The organism is Stieleria marina (assembly GCA_007741555.1).
Classification (GTDB): Bacteria; Planctomycetota; Planctomycetia; order Pirellulales; family Pirellulaceae; genus K23-9.
Genome location: CP036526.1, coordinates 5,036,794 through 5,056,185, shown reverse-complemented (window position 1 = coordinate 5,056,185; position 19,392 = coordinate 5,036,794). Strand labels below are relative to the sequence as shown.

The 19,392-nt window shown below is 54.9% G+C and carries 12 protein-coding genes; 6 read left to right on the top strand and 6 right to left on the bottom strand.

What is annotated here, in order from left to right; translation table 11 throughout:
* Nucleotides 1-26: 26 nt before the first annotated feature.
* Nucleotides 27-1,667: an SBBP repeat-containing protein gene (locus K239x_RS17820; RefSeq protein WP_145419565.1), complete on the bottom strand. Its 1,641-nt coding sequence runs from the start codon at nt 1,665-1,667 to the stop codon at nt 27-29.
* Nucleotides 1,668-1,706: 39 nt separating this feature from the next.
* Nucleotides 1,707-3,140: an arylsulfatase gene (locus tag K239x_RS17815; RefSeq protein WP_419189108.1), complete on the bottom strand. Its 1,434-nt coding sequence runs from the start codon at nt 3,138-3,140 to the stop codon at nt 1,707-1,709.
* Nucleotides 3,141-3,321: 181 nt separating this feature from the next.
* Here K239x_RS17815 and K239x_RS17810 point away from each other — a divergent pair, with 181 nt between their 5' ends.
* A complete protein-coding gene (locus K239x_RS17810; RefSeq protein ID WP_419189107.1) occupies nt 3,322-4,512 on the top strand; it encodes a flavin monoamine oxidase family protein in 1,191 nt (396 codons plus the stop codon).
* 17 nt (nt 4,513-4,529) lie between these two features.
* Here K239x_RS17810 and K239x_RS17805 read toward each other — a convergent pair whose 3' ends face one another.
* Entirely contained in the window at nt 4,530-5,585 is a 1,056-nt protein-coding gene (locus tag K239x_RS17805) for a tetratricopeptide repeat protein (RefSeq protein ID WP_145419562.1), read from the bottom strand.
* A 248-nt stretch (nt 5,586-5,833) separates the two neighbouring features.
* On the opposite strand from K239x_RS17805, the gene K239x_RS17800 reads away from it, so the two are divergent.
* Complete coding sequence (locus K239x_RS17800) at nt 5,834-7,660, top strand: NPCBM/NEW2 domain-containing protein (protein ID WP_145419561.1); 1,827 nt, start codon at nt 5,834-5,836, stop codon at nt 7,658-7,660.
* Between the two features lie 90 nt (nt 7,661-7,750).
* Here K239x_RS17800 and can read toward each other — a convergent pair whose 3' ends face one another.
* Together can and K239x_RS17790 are read right to left on the bottom strand one after the other, a co-directional pair.
* Nucleotides 7,751-8,395 (bottom strand): carbonate dehydratase, encoded by a 645-nt coding sequence (gene can, locus K239x_RS17795; RefSeq protein WP_145419560.1) that lies wholly within the window; start codon nt 8,393-8,395, stop codon nt 7,751-7,753.
* A 324-nt stretch (nt 8,396-8,719) separates the two neighbouring features.
* Nucleotides 8,720-10,681, bottom strand: coding sequence for a sulfatase-like hydrolase/transferase (locus tag K239x_RS17790; RefSeq protein ID WP_145419559.1), 1,962 nt, complete (start codon nt 10,679-10,681; stop codon nt 8,720-8,722).
* A gap of 315 nt (nt 10,682-10,996) precedes the next feature.
* Here K239x_RS17790 and K239x_RS17785 point away from each other — a divergent pair, with 315 nt between their 5' ends.
* The 4 genes from K239x_RS17785 to K239x_RS17770 all read left to right on the top strand — a co-directional run bounded on the left by K239x_RS17785 (nt 10,997) and on the right by K239x_RS17770 (nt 16,216).
* Nucleotides 10,997-11,794, top strand: a complete 798-nt coding sequence (locus K239x_RS17785) for a hypothetical protein (RefSeq protein WP_419189106.1) — start codon at nt 10,997-10,999, stop codon at nt 11,792-11,794.
* Between the two features lie 243 nt (nt 11,795-12,037).
* Complete coding sequence (locus K239x_RS17780; protein WP_145419558.1) at nt 12,038-12,688, top strand: ECF-type sigma factor; 651 nt, start codon at nt 12,038-12,040, stop codon at nt 12,686-12,688.
* The gene (locus K239x_RS17775; RefSeq protein WP_419189105.1) at nt 12,636-14,429 is read left to right on the top strand and encodes a serine/threonine-protein kinase; all 1,794 of its coding nucleotides are present in this window, start codon (nt 12,636-12,638) and stop codon (nt 14,427-14,429) included. Before K239x_RS17780 ends, K239x_RS17775 begins: the two co-directional genes overlap by 53 nt.
* Before the next feature lie 86 nt (nt 14,430-14,515).
* Entirely contained in the window at nt 14,516-16,216 is a 1,701-nt protein-coding gene (locus K239x_RS17770) for an acyltransferase family protein (RefSeq protein ID WP_145419557.1), read from the top strand.
* A gap of 112 nt (nt 16,217-16,328) precedes the next feature.
* Here K239x_RS17770 and K239x_RS17765 read toward each other — a convergent pair whose 3' ends face one another.
* Nucleotides 16,329-19,388, bottom strand: coding sequence for an efflux RND transporter permease subunit (locus tag K239x_RS17765; protein WP_145422429.1), 3,060 nt, complete (start codon nt 19,386-19,388; stop codon nt 16,329-16,331).
* Nucleotides 19,389-19,392: the final 4 nt, after the last annotated feature.

The following is a 19,392-nucleotide window of genomic DNA, read 5'->3' as shown; positions in this document are numbered from 1 at the left end:
CTTCGCGATTGTTCAGTGGCTTGGTGTCAGCGTGACGGTTTCTTGGCAAGTTTTGTCAGCACGACGTCGCCGGCAAAACATCCGCCTTCGTAGCAAAGTTCTTTTCCGCCGCCCCCGCCTGCAAACTTCGGTTGGTACGCGTTTACCACGGGCCAGCCAGATCCGTTGGTCGAACCGGTCACGTACAAATCTCCCTTGCCGCCTAGGAAGCCAGCGCGACCGTCATCGTAACTCTCGCCGCCCATGAAGCTGCCAAATTTCAGCTCGCTAAAATCAGCCGCGAGCACCACAACGACGGCATCGTTCTTGCCTGATTTGCTTTTCTGAAATGCAGTCTCAGTCGTCGGGAAATCGGCTGACGCAGTGGTCCCGGTAAAGAATACTTCTCCCAGTTCATTGGCATAGACTCCGTCAGCGCCATCTTGATCGCTGCCTCCGATGTAAGTGCAATGCAGTAGTTCGCCGGTGGGGGAAAACTTGGCCGCGACGATATCGCCAGCGGATCCGGAAAGGGATGATTGCATCGCTCCGGTCGTCACCGGCATGTCCTTGCCCTTGGTCTGCGTTACCAAGTAGGCGTTGTTGTGGATGTCGACTGCCATGCTATGAGTACTGTTGCCGCCTTCGTTTTCGACACCACCAAAGTAGGTCCCCATCATCAGCTTGGCACCGTCGGGCGACAATCGAGCGATGAATGCATCTTGCTTTCCGTTGTAGGAGTTGTCGTGGGCGTTGGCTGTCGTCGGGACATCGTCAGAACTGGTCGTGAAGTTTAGAAAAACACTTTGGTCTGCACCTAGCCGAATGCCGCAGTTGGGAACTTCATCCGCCGATCCGCCCAGCCACGTAGCCCATTGGACGCTCGTTCCGTCGGCAGTGATTTTCATCGCGCCAATTTCAACGCCGCCAGCTGGTCGAGGTTGGAAGGCGTTGGCAAACCATTGACTTGGTGGCAGATCGCCTTTGCCGGTGTAGTGCAACGCAACAAAAACTTCCCCATCGGCGTTAATGGACAGTTCGCGGCACAACTGCCCAACGCCGACGTGGGCTGCCCACTGCACGCTAGATCCATCCGGATTCAGCTTGGCAACAAAACCGTTTTGCATTCCGTAGATGCCGTTGTCGGTCCCTCGGAACTTTGTCTGAAATGATCCCGCCGTTGTGGGAAAGCCAGGGCCGCTACGCCCACTGACGTAAACATAACCCGCCGCGTCAACTTCCACCGCGTATGCCCGGTCGTAATTCGGTCCGCCCAACAACGTTGACCACTGCAGCTGACCAAGGGAATCAAACTTACACACAAACGCATCACAGTATCCGCCGCTTCCCACCTGCTGGCCTGTTCTGTCCTGCTGACGTTGAAACGCTCCGGACGTGGTGGGGAAATTATCCGATTTGGTGCCGCCAACCAGATAGATGTTCCCATTTGCGTCAACGAATACGTCCCGTGCATGCTCCCACTGGGACCCGCCTAGGAAAGTCGAAAATGCAACTTCGTAGTCCACGTCGTCGGCGGCTGCTGGCGGAAGTACACCAGCCCAGAACAAGACAGCACACACAAGAGGTCCCCAGCGTGTTCCTGGTCGCGCGACAAAGACACGTCTGATTCTCGTTTGGGAACGACTGCTCTTGCAATCGGTTGGCAACGGCAGAGCGTATCGGATCATCTTTAGTGGCCTTCGTAAAAAGCGGATCAGATGGGAAGCCTATTTCTTGCTGTTCTTCTTTCGAATGCTCCGGTGAGGTGCCTGCCGGTGGTCTTTCGCGGCTAACTCGCGGTTGAAAACTATGCCCGGTCGCAATGGTTCATGTGCTTCGGAAGCGTACGCGACCAGCTGTTTCAAAATGTCGGGATGATCCGCAGCCCTGTTGGTCTTTTCTTGAACATCCTTGGACAAGTCATAGAGCTCCCAGTCCCCTTTTTTCCCCTTGTAGGCTTTCCAGTTGTCCATTCGCACGGCAGTTTGGCCCATGTATTCCCAGTACAGATGCGAATGCGTCGGCTGCCCCGATTGGCCCAACAAAGTCGGTGCAAACGACAGGCCGTCCGTCGGCGGACATTCCGCTTGCGTCAGATCCGCCAGCGTCCGCATCACATCTTGAAAACAAAGGACGTGATCCGAAACCGAGCCCGCTGCGATCCGGTTGGGCCAACGCACTAGGTAAGGCACTTTGAGTCCGCCTTCGTAGAGCGAGCCCTTTCCAGCTCGAAACCGTTCGCCCGTCGTTGGATTCAAATTGGGGGCAAAGAAACCGTCTGGACGCTCGTCTGATTTGAAATAATCTTGCCCGCCGTTGTCGCCGCAAACGATGAACACAGTGTTGTCGTCCAGGCCCAATTCCTTGAGCTGTGCGATCATCTGCCCAAGCTGACGATCGATCATATGCAGGAACGCTGCGTAGACTTTGGCATCGTTTTCGGTTTGCTGTCCTGCGGTCCAAGGCTTGTCTTTGAAAAGCAACCAAGACGGATCGTCCTGGTCAATTCCCCACAGTCCGTGCGGTGGCGTCCACGGCAAATAGCAAAAGAACGGTTTGTCTTTGTTCTTGCGAATGAACTTCATCGACTCTCTAAATATCTCAATTTGCGCGTGCGTTTCACCTTCGTAGAAACTCTCTCCGGCATTGCCCCGCAGCGGCACTTCTTCGCTATTGCGAACCAAGTACTTGGGATAAAAGGTGTGCGCGTGGACTTGGTCGTAGTAACCAAAAAAATCGTCGAAGCCGTGTTTCTCCGGCACTCCTGATGTGCCTCGCCCGCCGATGCCCCATTTGCCGAACCCACCTGTTGCGTAACCTTGGCTCTTCAACATGCTGGCCAGCGTCGGTTCGTCTTCACGGATGGGCGAAAAACCATCGTTGATTCGCATCGACGTATGCCCGGAATGAAGCCCGGTCATCAAAACACAGCGAGTCGGTCCGCAAACCGGTGCACCGGCCAACGCATTGGTAAAACGCATTCCTTCTTTGGCAAATTGATCGATGTTGGGCGTGACCAAATCACGGTTACCCATGTGCCCCGATTCAAAGTATCCCCACTCGTCCAGCATCAAGTAGATGATATTGGGCTTTTGCGGTTCCGCAGCCATCGCGGAGCAGCAGAGTGTAAAGAAAAACAGCGTCAGTAGTTTTCTTGTCATTTGAATACTCGCAAACTTCATCAGTCCAAATCGGTTGGACGTAGGGGCGTTTTTTGAACTGTGATTCAGAGGGCGTTGTATGAAACATGGTTCAAGTCTTCGGCCATTTTTGAAGCGTTTGAATCCTGCGTTTCACGTTTGGGCCAGCGTTCAGATTGCATGTTACCATTGACAGTGAAAGTTGCGAATCAAACTTGAAAAGAAACACATGACGCAAACAGTAACTGTCATCGGCGCCGGACTGAGCGGCCTTGCCGCAGCTTGGCAACTGCATCGTTTGGGCGTCGACGTGTGCTTGCTGGAAGCTCGTGATCGGGTGGGCGGACGCGTTGTTGGGTACGCCGTAGGGGACGCACGGTTTGATTGTGGGCCCTCCTGGATTTGGAACGGCCAATCTTACGTCGCAGGACTCTTGGACGAATTTGGTCTGACCACCTACCAGCAGGTGTGCGAAGGAGATCTGTTGCATCAGATGGCCGACGGTTCCATTCGGCGAGACTCCGTTCTGAAGCCGATGGCCGATGCGCTCCGAGTGGAAGGTGGGATATCGGCGATTTGTGATGCCTTGCGGTCCGAGCTGCCCGAACAGTGCATTCATTGCAACCACGTCGTGCAGTCGCTGCAGTCGACTTCGGCTGGCGTGTCTACGCATTGCTCCAACGGTCATTCGTTTTTCTCAAGCCACGTCGCACTGGCACTGCCTTTGCGTTTGGCAGCACAAATCCAATTCACTCCGCCGTTCGAAGCCAACTCGGTCCAAAAAATGAAGTCAACGCCGACGTGGATGGCAGGCCAAGCCAAAGTATTCGCGTTTTACGATCGGCCCTTTTGGCGACAACAGAATCTTTCCGGTGATGTCTTCAGCCGCCGCGGACCGTTGGCGGAAATCCACGACGCGACCACACATCAGCAAGCTCCGTTCGCATTGATGGGTTTCGTTGGACTGGACGCCGAAAAACGACAAGCGATGACTCGCGAAAAACTGATCGCTGCGGTAAAGCTCCAGCTCGTTGAACTGTTCGGCGATGATGCAGCCCATCCGACCAATATGCATTTGATGGATTGGAGTTGTGAACCGTACACGGCGACCGTGGATGACCAGCGCGCTCCTGATCACCATCCCCAGTTCGGCGTGCAGATCCCAACTACGCCGCCGTGGGGTGAATCGATCGATTTCATTGTTTCCGAAACGGCACTCGAAAATGGTGGGCTCGTCGAAGGCGCGGTGCAGCAAGGAATCAAATACGCCTGTCGCATCGGTTCCCTGCTGAATCGAACAGCTCCCGAGTCGCGGGCGAACTGCGAAACGGATCCCCATCGAGCGTCGATGAGCTGGGATTGGATCGACCCATTAAACCAAGGCGACGCGTAGAAGACGTCGTTCCGTTTTCACTTTGGCGGTGCCATCATCTCAGCTAACGTCGCCGGTTGTGGTCGCTTCCCACTATCAACGTCCTGGACGATCTGTTCAATGCGTTGGTTGACTTGATCGTTGGGATCCAACGTCAGTGCATGCTGAATCGTGCCCTTCGCGTCGTCGATGGAAACGGCGAGTAATTGCGCGACCGCCAGATTGCCCAGCAATTCAGCCGAATCTGGTTCCGCCGCAACAGCCCGTCGTCCAATTTCCACCGCGGCCGTGTGGTCTTTGTCAGCCAAACACACGCCGGCCCATTCTTTCAGAACCATTGTATTCTCGGGAGCCAATTCGCCGGCGCGCGCAAGGGAGGTTCTCGCACGATCAGTTGCCCCGATCGAAAACCAAGCCATCCCCAGACCCAAGGCAACGTTGTAGGCTTCGGGGTTTCGACTCAAAACACCTTGCAGCGTCTCGATCGCCTCGCGTACCTCCGTTTGCAAATCTTCGTCGACGGGGCGTTGCCCCGGATCGCGGTGGTGTTTCCAAACGACATCAAACGCTGCACGAAAGAGTTCGTCGTCCGTCTCGGTTTTCCGAGCATGGTAGACCAGCTGCCCGGTGGATTTCTCACGGTAACAATCAATGCCGTCTTCGCGACTGACAAATTCAAAATCACGCTCGATCTCTTCGGCCGTATGGTGCCGAATCGAATCTTTGTCCTTGAGCTGGTCGTCCGCTGGCGCGATCACCGTCAGAGATTCCGATCCGGCTATCGTCGCGATAAATCGATCCTCAAAATCAAAGAGTACCAGCCAGTCACACTCGGGCGTTATCGAACGATCCTGCTCTGCGACAATCACAAATTCCGGGTTCTCTGGCTTGCGATGAATTCCTCGCAGTTCCAGGTCCTTGGCAAACTGCTCGGCGTCTTCGGACGACATAAAACTGGCTTGCGAAAGACGATCATCGCCGTAGCTCATCGCATTGGGCGCGATGGAACCAAAATTGGCAGCACCACCATCCAAGCACCGATCCAGTGCTTCATTGCGGATGACGACCGAGGTGCATTGAAGTTGAATAGGCACTGACTTGTTGGATTCCTGAAATTTCTGTTTGACCGGTCGCTGACTCACCGACCCTAAATCACCGAGGTTTGCATTTGCCGTGCTCAATCTACCAGCTTCGTTCGGTGACGCAAAACCAGCTGCGGTGTCGAAAATGGATCGCTGCGTCTACGGCGCGGGTTCACTCCAGTACAATCGCCCGGTCGGTCAGTTTTCCGCGTTCTCCTCGGCCCGCCACTTTGTCGCCGACTTTGTCCACGAAATTTCCTATGAAAAAGTTTGTCCTGTTCTCGAATCTGCTTTGCCTTTCGCTACTTGTCGCTGCATCGCATCCGGCTTCTGCGGACGAAGCGGATGTCGAGTTGCAAAAAGCAGCAGTTGCCCGATCGTTGCTGGAGCAATATCAAGGCGAACAACCGGAGCTAGAAAAACGGTACCTGCATATGGTTTGCTGGACGCCATCGGATCGTGAATTTCCCAAAGACGATCAAGCTCGGCTGACGCGGATCATGAAGCACATTCAGAGTTTTTATCGACGTGAAATGAAACGCTTTGGATTTGCCGAACACACGATTGGCTTGCAGTTGGACGAAGCCAATCAGTTGGTGATTCATCGTGTTCGTGGGGCGCACGCGACGGAACACTATGGAATGCCGTCGGGCAACGAAATCCGCCGTGAATGTCTGCCCGTTTTGCAGCAGGCTGGTATCGATGCCAAAAACGAAACCATCGTGATCATGTGCAATTTGGCGACTTGGGATCCAGAGAAATTGCAGTTTGCTCATCAATCGCCGTACTACGCCAGTGGTTCCTTTCGGAGCGGGACGGCATGGCAGCTTGATTCGCCTGAATTGGATTCTGAAAACCTAAAGCGGACGGAGCCAATCATTCGCGATCAGCAATACGGCAGAATCTCTCTTGGAAAACACAATTCGATCTTTATTGGTGGCGTGACTCACGAACTTGGTCACGCTCTGGGGCTGCCACATTGCCGACAGCGACCCGACGAACAGATACGCGGTACCGCTCTCATGGGATCGGGCAACCGAACTTACGGGGACGAACTTCGCGGCGAAGGTCGCGGGAGTTTTCTGACACTCGCGCACGCATTGCGACTGGCATCGCACCCACAATTCTCTGGTTCGGTGAAAGGAATGCGTGATGCCGCCAAGGCGACGATCAGCGATCTGTCAATCGTCACTGCCGGCAAAGCGATTCAGATTTCCGGGACGGTTCAAGGCAGCCCACCGATTTACGCCGTCGTCGCCTACTTTGATCCCGTCGGCGGCAGTGACTATGACGCGACGACCGCGACCGCGGTGCCCGACGCCGACGGTCGCTTTCGTCTCAGTTCCGACGCGTTGGTCGCAGGAAAAGCAGGCGAATTGCGACTGTTTCCGTTGCACGCCAATGGGTCAGCCGCGCAGCAAATGTCGCGAACCCGATTTCGCTACGCGTATGATGTCGCTGACGATGGCACGCCTGATGTTTCCACATTCGCGATACGTGCTTCGTTGCAGCCACTAGTTGAAGCGTTGTCAGGCGGCAAGGTTGTCCTGGCAAGGAAACTGGCAGCCGACCTGGGCCCGGGCAAAGCTGCAGTGATTGCAAAGAATCTGATCGAAACCAATTTGCCTACGCTGGCACCCTCGGAGTTCGATGGTGAATCGGACACCGCGTTTCTGACTCAATTTGCGCCAAAATCCGCTAGCGTTGGGTGGGGGCGGCCCGCCTACAACCGAGTTCCTGATGCATCGCTGCTCTTGGAATCGGCCGGCGAAATTTTCGCAACCGGCATTTATGCTCATGCACCATCCACGCACCTTTACGACCTAGGCAACCAATGGAAAACTTTGAAAGGGACCGTCGGGCTCGCAGCAGGGCACAATGGAACGGTTCAATTCGAGATCGTTGGTGATGAAAAATCGCTTTGGAGATCCAAGGTCATTTCGGCGGGGCAGACTGAGACTTTTCAAATCACGGTCGACGACATTGCGCAGCTAAAATTGCAGACCAACCCCACCTCCGACGGCCCCGGTGCTGACTGGGGCCTTTGGCTGGATCTCTCGTTGCATCGCACTAGCATCACAAAATAGCTTGCGGATGCACCGCCAATGAAGCAGCCGATGCACCGCGGTTCGCTCGATGAATGCGTCGCAAGTCGCGATCGCGTTCGTCAACATCCGCTAGACATTGCGATCGAGCGCAACGCGATACGCATCGGTGATTTCCGTGGGTTGGCTGATCGTGACGTTCAAGTCTCGCAGCAGCCCATCGCTGACGCTGTAAATCCAGCCGTGAACCGCTAGCGACTGTCCATTGCTCCAGGCTTCCTGCACGACCGTCGAATGACAAACGTTGTGAGCTTGTTCGACGACATTCAATTCGCAAAGCCGGTCCAGTCGACTCGCGTCGTCGCCGATCACTCGGAGGACGGCTTCGTGTTTCTGTCGCACATCACGGATGTGACGCAACCAATTGTCGATCAGACCCACGTGGTGATTCTGGCTGGCCGCTTTTACGCCGCCACAACCGTAGTGCCCGCAGACGATGATGTGTTTGACCTTCAGGACTCGCACGGCATATTCAATCACACTTTGGCAATTGAAATCGCTGTGGATGACGACGTTGGCAATGTTTCGGTGCACGAATACTTCGCCCGGCATGAGCCCGATGATTTGATTCGCTGGAACACGACTATCTGCGCATCCAATCCACAGAAACTCGGGCGCCTGACCCTCGGCCAGTTTCTTGAAGAACTCAGGATCGACTTCTTCGACCCCTTCTGCCCACTTGCGATTGTTTTCGATTAGATCGGGTAGTAAACGCATTGCTTGACGCCGTTGAAAAGAGTGCGAAGCTGTTACAGACGAACTACAACCGAGCGAAATCGACTTTCTGTCGCGACCGTTCACTGGTTGCAGATTCCATGTGTGCCGACACGTTAGATCGTTGCCGACGTGCAGTCATTCTACACCAATGGGATGATTCGCCAATCGATGCAGCAAGTGAACGCCGCGAAAGAAATGCAAACCGTTTAGATCCGGTTCTCGGTTCTTGATTGTCCAATCCCGCGCCAGAACGACCGTCATCCAAACGACCACGCAGGATTGAATCCACGCTTTCGCGATGGACAGTTCGATCGTTCGGGGGGATCATTCGACTCGCGTGATCTTGGAAAACTCTGACTTCGTGTTTTTGGCATAGATGCCGACGTAGTCGACGCTTTCCAAATTCCCGGGCAGTTGGTGTTCGATTCGTTGTCCGTCGACGTTCAGGACTAGTTTGCCGTGATCAAGATCGATTGTCACTGTCGCGGTAAACAAAGCGTTGGGATCAAAATCGCTTTTCTTGCCAGCGCCGATCCCGACGTTTGCCCAACTGCCGTCAAACGCTCCGTGTCGGCCCATTCCGATCAACGTCCCTGCTTTGTAAAGGCGATCATTCTGCGCAGTCGATCCGAAGCAAAAACAGGCGTTTCGCGTCACGCTACTGACGGCTGTTCGGTACTGGATCTTGAACGTGGCGGATTCTTGAATGGGAACGTCTAGCTTCTGCAACGCAAAGCCCTCGCCAGCTCCCGCTTCCAGCAAATAGCCCAAGTCGCTTACCGAAACGGTTGCTCCCTTGACCACGTCAAACTCGCCCGTGTCATCGGTGCCGTCGGGCAGTTTCGGCCCTTTCTTTCGCTTGCCGCCCTGCGGCTGATTGGCCCACCATTCTCTGGGGCCTTCCGCTTCGACGCCTTTCCAGACTTCCATGAATCGAATTTTCATTTCGGCTAATTTTTCAGGCATCTTGCTGGCCAAATCATTCTCTTCTGTCGGATCCTTGGCGATCTGGTACAGCTGAAATTTCGTTAGCTGCTGATCGGCAATGATTTTCCAATCGCCAATCCTCATCGCCGCATGACTGGCCGGTGGAGCGATGTGAGTCCGCCAAAAAAGTGGCACAGGGCGTTCTAGATCGATGCGTTCGCACGCTGGTATCAAGTTAACACCATCAATGGTGCGATCCGTCGGCAACGGCGCGCCGGCAATCTCCAGGACAGTTGTAAAAATGTCCGACCCGATGATCGGTACATCGCTCTGAGTGCCCGGCTTGATTCTGCCAGGCCAGCGGACGATTCCAGGGACGCGAATTCCGCCTTCGTGGCTGTCGCGTTTCCGACCTCGCAACCCTCCGGTGGATCCCCACGTACGATTCTGCTGTGACTGTGGGTTCTTGAGGTTGCCTTTGCCAGAGCCTTCGGGGCCATTGTCGCTGGTGAAAATCACGAACGTATTGTCTCGCAGTCCCAGTTCGTCAACGGTCGTCATCAAGTTGCCAAATGCGTGATCCAACTGAGTGATGTTACCGTGATGCTGGCGCACGCCGGGGTTTTCGATCTCTTTGTAAAGCTGCTGAAATTCCGGATCGCTTTCGATCGGCAAATGTGGCTCGTGAGTCCAAACGGTGATGAAAAAGGGTTGACTCGGGTCGCGTTCCTTTTTTAACCAAGCCGACGCTTCCTGTGAAACCAACGGAGCGGAAAAACCAGTCAGCGGACCGACTTCTTTGCCGTTGCGAACGAAGTTGATCGGATCCTTGTGCGAGGGCGACGCATTGTTTTGAGTCGCAAACCACCAGTCGTATCCGTGGTCGTTTGGCTGCGGCTGTTCGGGGCGATTGAAGTACCCGTTGAGATGCCACTTGCCGCTGTGCATCGTCTGATAGCCTAGCGGCCGCAGTGATTCGGGAATCGTAATTTCGCTTGCGCGCAGATGAGCTTCGTTGCCAACCGGTAGCCAACGCCAAACTCCATTTCGATAAGGAGTGCGTCCCGTCAAGACAGACGATCTGCTCGGCGAGCACACACCACAAGCAGCGTAGGCCTGGGTGAAGCGAACGCCTTCGGACGCGAACTTATCCAAATTCGGCGTCTTGATCTTTGGGTGTCCGTAGCAGCCTAAATCTCCCCACCCGAGATCGTCTGCCAGGAATACAATGAAATTTGGTTTATCCGCAGCACAGCAAGTCGACGCGGACCCAATTTGCGAAACAATCAGGACGGACCAAAGAAGCACTGACGCGAAGGTCACAGGCGTCAGTTGCGCAGGACGCAGAAACTGTTTCATCGTTGAATCCGTGAACGAATGGTAGGGAGGCGGCTTGGCAGAGGGGAATTTGTCTATCTGCGAGGATTCTAATCGAAGCCCACGTGGCTTGCTGAGCCTCGGCCGGTGCTTTCTTTCGGGCGGTGCTTTCGTTCGGGCGGTGCTTTCGTTCGGGCGGTGCTTTCTTTCGGCCGTGTTCGATTTTGCCCAGGCTGCAACGAAAACGTTGTGAACATTAAGATCGACCGCCACACAATCAACCGCGCGAACAAGCCGAATCACTCATCGTCGCTTGAAGTGTTCACGCTGAACGCCGAAAACAGCATGTAAAATGATATGACGGAAAACCAAGCTTCAGACAGTTCTTGCCCTGAAACGGATCCCGATGCCAGGCAGTTTGCCGAAGTCACATCGGGGATCTATCGGCGGTTCGATGCCGAATCGGTGTTGATCGCGCTGCGGTACGCCGTCCGCCATGCTCTGACCGCTCAGAACCCGGCGATCATGCTGATGTTTGTACGCATTGCCGAAGTCTATCCCGCGGCTCGTGACCTGTTGCAAACTCATCAGAGCGACGCGGTCGGCGCGGAGCGTCAAGCAATTGATTTGGTACTGAATCCGCCCGAAGAAATTCGCGGTGCAAGTTATCTGCCGGAATCCATTCAGTCGCCTGGCGAAATGGATTTGTGTTGGGCCGAATTTCTGGTGACTGGAAAAACCGACGCGATCAAACTGGTCGTTTCGGTGCTTGATCGTGACGATGAAACGCGACAGTTTTTGAAGCAAAAGTTGGCCGACGATTCGGCGGATTTGCGTTTTAGCGAATCAGAGCAAGCGGAGTTGCAGCACGTCGGCATCGGGATCGGCAAACTGTCGGACGAATTGGGCTGGGAAGTGATGACGCCTGGTGACACGGATTTGTTTTTGTGGCTGGGAGTCAAGGATCAAAATCAGTGCTGTACCAAGGTCTTGCAGGCGATGGACGAACAGCGGCAGCTGCACGTCGCCACCAAAGGAGCCGCGTTTTGGTCGTTGCAGGCCAACGCAGCCCAGCACGGAATCATCCGTCTTTTGTGTGAAGAAGCCGCGACGACCGACGGAGGATTCGCCCGCAAATTGCTGATCACGTCGTAATCCAGCGACGGGCTTGTGCGCTGATCACATCGACGTGCTTCGTGACAATGGATGGTAAGTGCACAGGACACGTCACAGAACCTTGGCGTCCCTACTAGCCTGGCTAAAGTTTCCTTTGTTGACGAAGCCAAGACGGATCTCAACGTTTCCCGCGATCGGAGTCCGGTGTGCTTGGAAGAAGTGGTACGATTTGAGGGCTTGAGCTCTGAAGTCCGTCCATTTTGTATCATTTGATCTCTCCGTATGTCCAAGAACACGAACGTCAGCCACTGGATCGATTTGGTCAAGGGCGGTGATTCGGCGGCTGCGAATCGCATCTGGCAGCACTACTTCGATCGCCTGGTGCGGTCTGTTCGAGCTCGGTTGTATGGTCAGAATCGGGCCATTTCGGACGAAGAAGATATCGTGCTGAGCGTTTTCGACAGCTTTTACAACGCAGCGGAGAATGGGCGGTTCCCGGACTTGTCCGATCGAGACGATTTGTGGCGATTGTTGCTACGGATGTCAGCCCGCAAAGTCGTCGACAAGCGACGGCACGATAAGCGGCAGCGGCGCGGTGGGAATGTTCAGGTTCACTCTTTGAACCAAGCGGTCGGCGATCACAACGTCATCGAAGCGATCGGCGACGAACCGTCACCCGAGATGGTTTTAATGATGCAGGAGTCCATTGAAGCCGTTTTTTCGCATTTGGGTGTCGGGCAGCTCGCAGAATTAGCGGGTGCTAAGTTAGAAGGGTATTCAAATGCGGAACTTTCCGAGCGTTTTGGCTGCTCAGAGCGGACGATTGAACGTCGTTTGCACCTGATTCGTGAAAAATGTCAGCAGGAATTGTTTGAAAACGATGAGCATTCGCCAAAAGAAACTATCGATCGAAGCTCTGGAACGGATCGATGATCTGTGCACCGAATTTGAGCAAAAATGGCAGTCCAACGAAGCACCGTCCATCGAATCCTCGTTGGATGAAAACGCCAATGCAACGGAACGTGTTGCGCTGCTGGCGGAGCTGATTGTCTTGGACGTCGACTATCGGCAACGTCGGGGCGAAACGCCGACGAAGCGGGAATACCTGGAGCGATTTCCCGATGATGCCGAAGCTGTCCACGACGCCTACGATGAAGGCGGCAAACCGACCGGAGCGTTTGTACCGCCCAGCGTGGAACGGTTGGGCGAACTATTGCCATCGCTTCAGATCATTGAATTGATCGGTGCCGGGGGCATGGGGGCCGTGTACAAGGCGCGACAAGAAGGACTCGATCGAATCGTCGCACTCAAAATTTTGCCGGAGGAGTTCGGACATGACGTCAAGTTTGCCCTTCGGTTCACACGTGAAGCCCGTACGCTGGCGAAGCTAAATCATCCCAACATCGTCGCGCTTTACGAATTCGGTAATGTTGCGGACACCTATTATTTTCTGATGGAGTACGTCGAAGGGTCGACTTTGCGAGACGTCGTCAAGAGTCGTGAGCTGGATCCCCAGCACGCACTTGCGATCGTTCCGCATTTGTGTGACGCGCTGCAATACGCGCATGACAAAGGGGTCGTGCATCGTGACATCAAACCCGAAAACATTTTGATGTCCGTCGACGGCACGATAAAGGTCGCCGACTTCGGACTATCGCGGATCTTGGACAGCGAAAGCCCGCAGCAATCGTTGACGGGAACGCATCAAATCATGGGGACGCCACGTTACATGGCACCCGAGCAGCTCGAAGGCATGCACAACGTCGATCATCGTGCCGATATCTATTCGCTGGGAGTCGTCATTTACGAAATGCTGACCGGCGAACTGCCCATCGGACGCTTTGCCGCGCCGTCTGCGAAAGTGCAAATTGATGTCCGTCTGGATGACGTTGTCCTCCGCACCTTGGAGAAGGAACCGCAGCGACGATATCAGCGGGCAAGCCAGATCAAGTCGGATGTGCAGTCGATCGCGTCATCTGAAAATCCGGCCTACGCAAAGACATTGGGCGCCGACGTGCTCGCCGATTCATCCACTGCCGCGTCAGCGATCACTGCGGAGTATCCGGCGACAGAGCCATCCGTCGAACAACAGGAGTTGGCAGGACGGTTGTTGCTGACGCGTCGCCAGTTGATGGATCGTGTCGAAGGATCTCTACGGCCACTTTTCCGCGGCCAGCTGGTGCAATTGTTTATTGGCCTTAGTCTGATTCTCCTGGGCGCACAGTGCTGGGCTCGCAACATCCAGATTCCCCATCGGCTTGTCTGTGGTGTCATCGTGCATGTTTATGGCGTGATCGTAATCTCTCAAGCCGCGCTGGTCTGCACGCGGATCAAACGAATCGACTACTCCAAGCCAGTCGACGAGATCCGCGAAAAACTTGCCAGCCTACGTTCGGGCTATCTGCGATCCGGAGTGATCATTGGGATCGTTTGGTGGCTGATGTGGATTCCCGTGACGGTTGCGATTGGTTTTGATGCTGTTCTCTATCCGCAGTCGCTGATTGTCTCTTTAGTCATTGGGATCATCGGATTGGTTGTCTCACTCTGGCTCTACTGGCGTGCTGTGAAACCCAAAAGCCCGTCATCTGAATTGTGGAGAAGGAAACTCTCCGGAGAAAGTATTTCTGCTGCGTATCTCGCACTTGACGAGATCGAAAACGCTCGCATTCGCTAGCTCATTCGCGATCACTTTTGCCCCTCCGCACCTCCTTTGCTGGCCCACCGGTCTGCGCACGTCTTTCTATTCTCAACGAGCATCTCATGAATTCTTCGACCCTTGACTTCGATTCGCGATCGCAGCAACAAGCCACTGCGGACACGGATTCGGCGATTCAGTCGACGCGCCCGTCGGCACCGTTTGATCGTCGACACGACTTGGACGCACTTCGAGCGATCGCCATGTTGTTGGGTATCGTGCTGCATGCAGCCCTGTCGTTTGCGCCGTTTCCTTGGCCCGTGCAAGATTCGCAACAGAGTGAAATGTATGAAGTTCTGTTTGCATTTATTCACGGCTTTCGCATGCCGTTGTTTTTCATGCTTAGTGGATTCTTCACCGCGATGCTGTGGCGCAAACGTGGGCTGGCAAGCTTGATCAAACAGCGGATCCGTCGGATCTTGTTGCCATTAGTGATCGGCTGCGTAACAATTGTCCCGGCGATGTGGGTGGTCAGCGCGTATGTTTCTCGACCAGCCACGGTCGATTCGCAAGAGTCCGCGCTCTTTGCCGCCGTCGTTTCCGGAGACATCGAAGCCGTTCGTAGTGAGCTTCAGAATCCCGAAGTCGATATTGACGCGTGGGAAACGAATTCGGGTTCTTCGCCGCTGTGCACGGCTGTGTTCATTGGACAGACCGAGATTGCGGAAATGCTGGTTGATGCACAAGCCAATGTGAATCAAGCGAATCGCGACAGGGCTTCTCCGTTGCACATTGCGGTATTCATGGGGCGTCCACGTTTGGCAGGTTTGTTGATCCAGTCCGGAGCCGATCTGAACGCGTATGACGGAAGCGGGCTGACTCCAAAAGACCTGCTGACATTTGACTTTGGCACGACAAACTACATCGCCAGTTCACTGGGCGTTCCTCTTGATCAAGAAACGTTGTTGGCGGCGCGAAAAGAGATTGCCGAATTGATGGGGGAGAGCGACTACCTGGGTTCCGATGCGGGCACTGCCCCGGCATCCGGTCTGCAGGCACTCGAACCGCTGCTGTTCCAGGTGCCGGTCTTCATGCATCTTTGGTTTCTGGCATTCCTCTGTTGGTTGGTCGCCGCGTTTGTCCCCTACACGCTATTGGCCAAAGCGCTGCGGATCAATCAGCTGCCGCGTTGGATCGTTTGTTCGCCCGCTAGCTTGTTGTGGTTGATTCCGCTGACCATGCTGCCGCAGTCGTTGATGCAAACAGGCGGGTTCGGACCGGATTCTTCCATCGGTCTGTTTCCCATTCCCCACGTGCTGGCGTACTACGCGATCTTTTTCTTTTTCGGTGCGGTGTACTGGGACATGAACGACCATCGAGGCCAGCTTGGGCGATGGTGGTTCGTCAGTCTGCCACTGGCAATCGTCGTCGTCTTTCCGCTCGCACTCGACTTGAACTCGGAAGCGTTTGGCATTGTCCCGCAGATTGAAAGCGATTCCACTCGCGGGCTGGCCGGAAGTTTTCTGCAAGCCACTTTCGTGTGGCTAATGACGTTCGGATCGATCGGTCTGTGTCGTCGCCTACTGTCGGGCGAAAACAAGAAGATGCGTTATCTGTCGGATTCTTCGTACTGGCTGTATCTGGTCCACCTGCCCCTGGTGATCCTAGCACAGTGGCTGGTTCGTGACGTACCACTGCCAGGAATTGTGAAATTCGTGGGCGTCACCATCGTGATCTCATCGCTGTTGCTAGTCACGTATGCCTATGGAGTCCGATACACGGCGATCGGACGTATGCTAAACGGACCAAGAGTCCGAGGGGCCTAGTGCAGTACTAGCAGCCCCGGTTCGGCACAATGAGTCAGAGGACTCGGGCATCAGTCAGATGTCGCCCGCACCCGAGCTTATGTTGACGTTTCTCGTTGTCGACCAACAACGTTCACTGATCGTTGCTCGTAAACAACAATCGAATGTCTTCCAGAATCAGGTACAAGCACGGCACCAGCACCAAGATGATTCCGGTTGCGAACAGAATGCCAAAGCCAAGAGAAATCGCCATCGGAATAATGTACTGAGCTTGCAGCGAGTCTTCAAAAATTAGCGGCATCAGCCCACCAAAAGTCGTTAGGGTAGTCAGCAAGATCGGTCTGAATCGTCGAATGCCAGCCTGGGAGATTGCCTCGAACGCCGAACATTCACTGCGACGCCGGTTGGCGTAGTCGATCATAATCAGCGAATCGTTGATCACGACACCGGACAGAGCAATCACGCCCATCAAACTGACCAAGGACAGATCGTAGCCGAGCATCATGTGGCCCAGCACCGCGCCGACGATTCCAAATGGGATCGCGACCAACACGATCAGCGGCTGGATGTATCCGCGAAAGGCGATCGCCAGGAGCGAATAGATCACTGCCAAAGCCAGTCCAAAAGATCCCCAGAGCGAAGCTGTCGCCCGGCGCATCTCGGCATCGCTGCCCTCGAAACTCCATGTGATGCCGGGGTAGTCTTCACGCAAACGCGGTAACTCTTCGTTTCGCAATACCTCGATCACCTGCGTCACGGCTCGCTTGGGTTCCACGTCCATCGAAACATTGATCACGCGACGTCCGTCACGGCGGTCGATGGACGAGAACGCGACGTTCTTTTCGACGTCCGCGACATCCAGTAACGGAACTTCGGTCCCGCTGGGGGTGCGGATCACCAAGTCCTCTAAGTGATAGATGTCTTCGCGTTCGTCCTCAGGCAACTTCACGCGGACTTCGATCTCGTTGGTGCCGCGGAGCAACCGCAGTGCCAGCGAACCAAAAAAGGCGCCTCGCAACTGATCGCCAAGTTCTTCGTCGGTCAGCCCCAACGCGCGGCCTTCAGGACGAAGTCGAAAATCGTATTGCGACTTTCCTTTGTTGTAGCTGTCACTGACATCGCGGGCGTTGGAGAAAAGCTTGACACGTTCGATGAACGCCGCCGAGGCTTTTTCCAGAACACTGATGTCACTGTGGCTTAAATCGACGCTGATATCTTGGCGATGACCACCGGGCCCGCTTTCGGCTTCGAAAGTGACTTGGTTAACTCCCGGCAAATCGCCGATCGAATCACGCCAGAGTTCGATGATCTGGTCGGCTGTCATGTCCCGTTCATCGGGTGGCCGCATCACGATTTCGACATCGATGAAGTTCTGTCCGCGCACGTTGGTCTTAATGCCCTCGGCGACTTCGTGCAGGTTGTGTTCTTCAAACATCCTGACGCTCGCTTCGGTTACCGCGTTGGCGATGCGAGCGGCCTGATCCGGCGTGGTTCCCACCGGCATCCGCACACCAGCTTCGATTTCGTCGGCGGAAACTTCTGGCATCAAAATCATGCCCATGTGCGCGCTCGTTGCGTACCCCGCCACGACCAAGAACAGACCGAGTGCGGCCGAAGCCGTGATGTAGCGAAAACGTAAACAGACAATCAGCACTGGCCGGAAAGTGATTTCGACGAAGCGATTGAACGCTTGACTGAATCGTTGTTGTCCGTTGTGAAGTCGAGCCCGTAGTCCGCTTTTGCGTTTGCCTGCAGCACGAGCATGAGCCAAGTGTGCGGGCAGGATGAACAGGGATTCGATCAGCGACAGGCTGAGCACAATGATGACGACGACCGGCAGCGGAGCCCAAAACTTGCCTGTCTCTCCCGGGATAAACATCAGCGGAACGAACGCGACAATATTGGTCAAAATACTAAACGTGACCGGCCCGGCAACTTCGCTGGTTCCTTCGATCGCGGCGGTTTCGTCGTCGTCCTCGGTTTGTCGTTTTTCATAAACGTTCTCTCCGACCACCACCGCATCGTCGACGACGATGCCCAGCACGACCAGGAACCCAAACAACGAAATCATGTTGATGCTGACACCGGCGGCGGGCAAAAACAACAAACCGCCGATGAACGACACGGCCATGCCCATCATCACCCAGAACGCCAAGCGAAATTCCAAGAACAACGCCAGGATCAACAAGACAATGCCGACCGCCATCGCCGCGTTTTCGAGAACGAGATAAAGTCGTCGGCGAAATTCTTCGGCGTTGTTGCGGTCGATTCTCCATTTGACACCCGGTGGCATCACGCTCTCAAATTCTTCCATCGTCGCTTGGACGGCGGCCGCAATTTCGATTGGCGATTGAGATCCGACGCGAAAGACATCCAGGTTCATCGATGGCGTCTGGCTAAACTGCGAATGAAAACCGACGTCTTCAAAACCATCGCGGAGCGTGGCGATGTCGCCTAGCGTGACGGATGGACCTTCGCGGCCAGCGACGATTTCGATTTGGGCAAACTCTTCGGCCCATTGTTTTCGTGCTTTGACGCGCAGCAAGATTTCGCCGGCACTGGTCTGAACGGATCCAGCTGCGACGTCACGGCTGGCCGACCGGATGATATTGGCAACATCCGGCAGTGTCAGTCCGTATTGACGAAGTCGCTGGCGAGGAATTTCGACATGGGTGACGTACTCGGGCACCCGGCGAAGTTCGACTTGGGTGATTTGTTCGTGCGATTGCAACTGGTCGCGAAGCTGTTCGGCCAACTTACGAAGATCCCACACGTAGATCGGTCCGTACAACGAAACTTGAACGACCTCGCGCTGTCGTGACTGAAGGCGAACTTCGGGTTGTTCGATCTGATCGGGAAATGTGCGGATACGGCTGATGGCTTGATCAATGTCTTGGAACGCTTTCATCCGCTGCTGGCCTGCGACCAGCTCGATCAAAACTTCGCCGCGACCTTCGCGTGCTTCGCTGCTGATTTCGCGAATTCCTTCGACGCTGCGAACGGCTTCCTCGATCGGCCGCAAAATTCCCTGCTCGACTTCTGACGGAGCCGCCCCGGGATAGCCGACATAGACTTCGACGACATCGAGCTGGAATTCAGGGAAAACTTCTTTTTGCATCACCGCGGCGGACCATAAGCCGCCACCGAGCAAAATGATCATCAGCAAATTTGCCGCGATTGAATTGCGGGCCATCCAA

Excerpts from the sequence above, each read along its gene's own strand:
- K239x_RS17765 (WP_145422429.1), bottom strand. The coding sequence starts at position 19,388 with ATGGCCCGCAATTCAATCGCGGCAAATTTGCTGATGATCATTTTGCTC.
- K239x_RS17790 (WP_145419559.1), bottom strand. The coding sequence starts at position 10,681 with ATGAAACAGTTTCTGCGTCCTGCGCAACTGACGCCTGTGACCTTCGCG.
- K239x_RS17820 (WP_145419565.1), bottom strand. The coding sequence starts at position 1,667 with ATGATCCGATACGCTCTGCCGTTGCCAACCGATTGCAAGAGCAGTCGT.
- K239x_RS17815 (WP_419189108.1), bottom strand. The coding sequence starts at position 3,140 with ATGACAAGAAAACTACTGACGCTGTTTTTCTTTACACTCTGCTGCTCC.
- K239x_RS17770 (WP_145419557.1), top strand. The coding sequence starts at position 14,516 with ATGAATTCTTCGACCCTTGACTTCGATTCGCGATCGCAGCAACAAGCC.
- can (WP_145419560.1), bottom strand. The coding sequence starts at position 8,395 with ATGCGTTTACTACCCGATCTAATCGAAAACAATCGCAAGTGGGCAGAA.
- K239x_RS17775 (WP_419189105.1), top strand. The coding sequence starts at position 12,636 with ATGAGCATTCGCCAAAAGAAACTATCGATCGAAGCTCTGGAACGGATC.
- K239x_RS17800 (WP_145419561.1), top strand. The coding sequence starts at position 5,834 with ATGAAAAAGTTTGTCCTGTTCTCGAATCTGCTTTGCCTTTCGCTACTT.
- K239x_RS17780 (WP_145419558.1), top strand. The coding sequence starts at position 12,038 with ATGTCCAAGAACACGAACGTCAGCCACTGGATCGATTTGGTCAAGGGC.
- K239x_RS17785 (WP_419189106.1), top strand. The coding sequence starts at position 10,997 with ATGACGGAAAACCAAGCTTCAGACAGTTCTTGCCCTGAAACGGATCCC.